This is a genomic window from Nocardiopsis sp. JB363 (assembly GCF_900143625.1).
Lineage (GTDB): Bacteria > Actinomycetota > Actinomycetes > Streptosporangiales > Streptosporangiaceae > Nocardiopsis.
Genome location: NZ_FRFF01000144.1, coordinates 1 through 3,416 on the forward strand (window position 1 = coordinate 1; position 3,416 = coordinate 3,416).

Sequence of the window (3,416 nt, forward strand, 5' to 3'; positions counted from 1 at the left end):
GGGTGCGGGTGGGCGCGGTGCGCGCTCCCTTCGTCGAGTTGACCGCCGAGGAGGAGTCCGAGTTGTCGGCGTTGATCGAGACCGGTCTGTCCCTGGTCGGGAAGGGCTGAGCGGGTGCGTGTCACCGAGGTGGTGGCCCGCGCGTTCCGTCTGCCGCTGCGGCGGGCGTGGGACGGCGGTGTGGACCGCAACGACATCGTGGTGGTGCGGGTGGCCACCGATGCCGGGGTGGTGGGCACCGGGTTCTGCTGGACCCCGCTGATCGGTGCGGGGGCGGTGGAGTCGCTGATCAACGCCGACCTGGCGCCGGTGGTGGTGGGCGGGGACGCCCACCCGTGCCGGTGGGAGGAGCTGCGGTGGTATCTGCGCGAGGCGGGTACCACCGGGTTGACCCTGATGGCCTTGGCCGGGGTGGACATCGCCCTGTGGGACGTTCAGGCCAAGGCGGCCGGGATGTCGCTGGTGGACCTGCTCGGTCGGCGTCGGGATCGGGTCGCCGCCTATGGCAGTGGGGTCAACCTCGACTACGACTCCGCGGACCTGCTGGAGCAGGTGCGTTCCTGGGTCGGGGCCGGGCACCGGGCCGCCAAGATCAAGGTGGGCTCGCCTGAGGTGGCACGCGACGTCGAACGGGTCGCCGCGGTGCGCGGTGTGTTGGGTCCGGACCGGACGCTGATGGTGGACGCCAACCAGCGTTGGGACGTGCCCACCGCCGTGCGGGCCCTGGACCGGTTGGCCGAACACGACCCGCACTTCGTGGAGGAACCGTTGCCGGCCCAGGACCTGGCCGCGCACGAGCGCCTGCGGGGGCGCACCGCGGTGCCCTTCGCCCTGGGTGAGAATCTGCGCACCCTGGAGGAGTTCGAAGGGTTCGTCGAGGCGGGGGTGTGCGACGTGGCCCAGCCCAACGTGGTGCGGGTCGGTGGGATCACCCCGTTCCTGCGCGTGGCCGAGTCGATGGCGCGTCGTGGGGTGCCGGTGGCGCCGCACCTGTTGCCGGAGCTGTCGGGGCAGTTGGCGTTGTGTCTGCCCCGGGTGGCGATGGTCGAGGACATCGACCACGCCTCGTTCGAAGCGTTGGGGGCTTTGGCCGTCCCCAGCGGGGTGCGGATCGGTGAAGGGTGGCTCAGTGCCGAGACCGGTCTCGGCCATGGTCTGACCTTCGCCCAGGATCTGTCCCCACTCCCCTAGCACGGGACGCGAACGGGGGCGGTGGAGCATCAGGCTCCACCGCCCCCGCGTGGTCTCACCGGGTGGAAGGTTTTCCGGTGCTCTCACGCATGAGGACCTCACCTTGGACGTTGACGGTGCGGTCCTCGCCCTCGTGGTCGCTCTCCAGCGCCATCTGCGCGGCGCGTTCGCCCATCTGTTCCAGGGGCAGGCGCACGGTGGTCAGGGCGGGGGCGAGGTCGCGCAGGGTGGGGATGTCGTCGAATCCGGCCACGGACAGTTCCTCGGGCACGCCGATGCCGGACTCGCGCAGGGCGGCCATGGCGCCGGTGGCCATGACGTCGTTGACCGCGAACAGGCAGGTGGCGTCGGTGCCCAGGCGCATCAGTCGTTGGGTGGACTCGAATCCGCCGTCGCGGGTGAAGTCGCCGTGCACGATGTTGTGGTGTTCCAGCTCCAGGCCGGCGGCCGAGAGCGCCGAGTGGAATCCGTCCAGTCGTTCGCGGGCGGTGCTCAGGTTGGTGGGGCCGGCCAGGATGGCGAAGCGTCGGTGTCCCAGGGCGATGAGGTGGCGGGCCAGTTCGGCGGCCCCGGTGTGGTTGTCGGGGCTGACGGTGTCGGCGGGCAGTCCGGGTTGGGACACGCACGCCACCCGTCCGCCCTGCTGCTGGAAGGCTTCGATCTCGCGGACGAGCCGGGCGTTGCTCTCCTCGTCGGTGGAGCGTGAGCCGACCAGGACGACGGCCTTGGCGCGATGGGCGCGCAGGGCCGCCAGGATCGTGCTCTCCTTCTGGGCGGAGCGGTAGGTGGTGCCCAGGACGGTGACCAGTCCCTGTTCCTCGGTGTATCGGGTGACACCGCGGGCGATGGAGGAGAAGTAGGGGTCGGCGATGTCGTGGACGAGCAGGCCGACCAGGGAGCTGCTGTTGCGGGCCAGGGTCTGGGCGGAGGCGTTGGCCAGGTAACCGAGTTCCTCGGCGCTGGCGTTGACCTTCTCGCTCAGGCGTTGGCTGACCTGGCGGGTGCTGCCGTTGATGACCCGGGAGGCGGTGGCCAGGGAGACCCCCGCGTGCTGTGCCACCTGTTCCAGCGTCACATACGACGAACTCACGCCTTTGGCCCTTCTACCGTGGACTGTGGGAAAACTCTTTCCCAGGCTAGTGGAAGGTGTGGGGTGTCCGTCGCCTCGTGAGGTGGGTGGTTGGGCGCGCACCTAGCCGACCCGCCCTTGGCTCAGTTGTGTGCGCCAGGTGCGGGTGGGTTCCCAGCCCAGTTCGGTGCGGGCGCGTCGGTTGGAGAAGACCGCGCGGCCGTCGGAGAGCGCGGCGCTGTGCGGCGCGGTGGTGGGGTGCAGGCGGGCCATGAGTTCGTCGACGGGGCCGGGTGCCAGGGGGTCGTCGGCCACGGCGTTGTACACCTGGCCGTGGCGGACCCGTTCGGGGTGTTCGATGACCAGGGCGAACAGTTCGGCGGCGTCGCGCGCGTCGACGTAGTTGAACAGTGAGCCGGCGGCCAGGGCCGGGTCGGCCAGGCGTTGGGCCATGGTGTGGCCCTGCTGGGTGGTGGCTCCGGCCCATTCCTCGGGGGCCACGACGTAGCCGGGCCGCAGTGCGGAGAGTACGCAGGTGTCGGTGGTGCGTGCCAGGGACCGGACGGTCCCTTCGATGATCTCCTTGCTCAGCCCGTAGGCGTGCCAGGGCTGGACGGGGTGGTCCTCGTCCAGGGGCAGGTACCGCGGTGTCCAGGTGGGGGTGTTGTAGCCGTAGACGGTGGGGCTGGAGGCGGCCACCGCCGAGTGGGCGCCGTGTTCGATGGCCGCGGACAGTACCGCCCAGGCCAGCCCGGTGTTGACCTGTAGCGTCCGCACGTCGGGGTGGGCGAAGGGGACGGCGATCCCGGCCAGGTGGACCACGGCCTCGGGCGCGGCGCGAGTGAAGGCGTCCTCGCGAGCGGTGGCGTCGAGCAGGTCGGCGGTGATCGCGGCGACCCCGTCCGGTGGGGTGGCCGGGGTGGTGTCGACCGAGGTGACCTGGTGTCCGCGTTCGGCCAGGGTCGACAGCACGCTACGGCCGAGCCTTCCCGAACCTCCGGTGACGAGCACGCGCATGGCGGGGTTTCCTTTCCAGGCCCCGAGCGGGGTCGGGGCGTCGTCTGTGATGGGTGGGGGCCACGCCGCAGAGGGGACGGCGCGGCCCCGGTGGGTCGGGGCCGTGGAGGGGTCCGGGCCCGACCCGGGAGGGCGGGTC

At 71.3% G+C, this 3,416-nt stretch carries 3 protein-coding genes; 1 reads left to right on the forward strand and 2 read right to left on the reverse strand.

Annotation, left to right across the window (positions count from 1 at the left end):
* Positions 1-114 precede the first annotated feature (114 nt).
* Complete coding sequence (locus BQ8420_RS23550) at positions 115-1,191, forward strand: mandelate racemase/muconate lactonizing enzyme family protein (RefSeq protein ID WP_087101351.1); 1,077 nt, start codon at positions 115-117, stop codon at positions 1,189-1,191.
* Positions 1,192-1,246: 55 nt separating this feature from the next.
* On the opposite strand, the gene BQ8420_RS23555 is transcribed toward BQ8420_RS23550, so the two are convergent.
* Together BQ8420_RS23555 and BQ8420_RS23560 are read right to left on the reverse strand one after the other, a co-directional pair.
* On the reverse strand, positions 1,247-2,281 hold the full coding sequence (locus BQ8420_RS23555; protein ID WP_087101352.1) for a LacI family DNA-binding transcriptional regulator: 1,035 nt from the start codon (positions 2,279-2,281) through the stop codon (positions 1,247-1,249).
* 102 nt (positions 2,282-2,383) lie between these two features.
* A complete protein-coding gene (locus BQ8420_RS23560; protein WP_087101353.1) occupies positions 2,384-3,277 on the reverse strand; it encodes an NAD(P)-dependent oxidoreductase in 894 nt (297 codons plus the stop codon).
* Positions 3,278-3,416 lie beyond the last annotated feature (139 nt).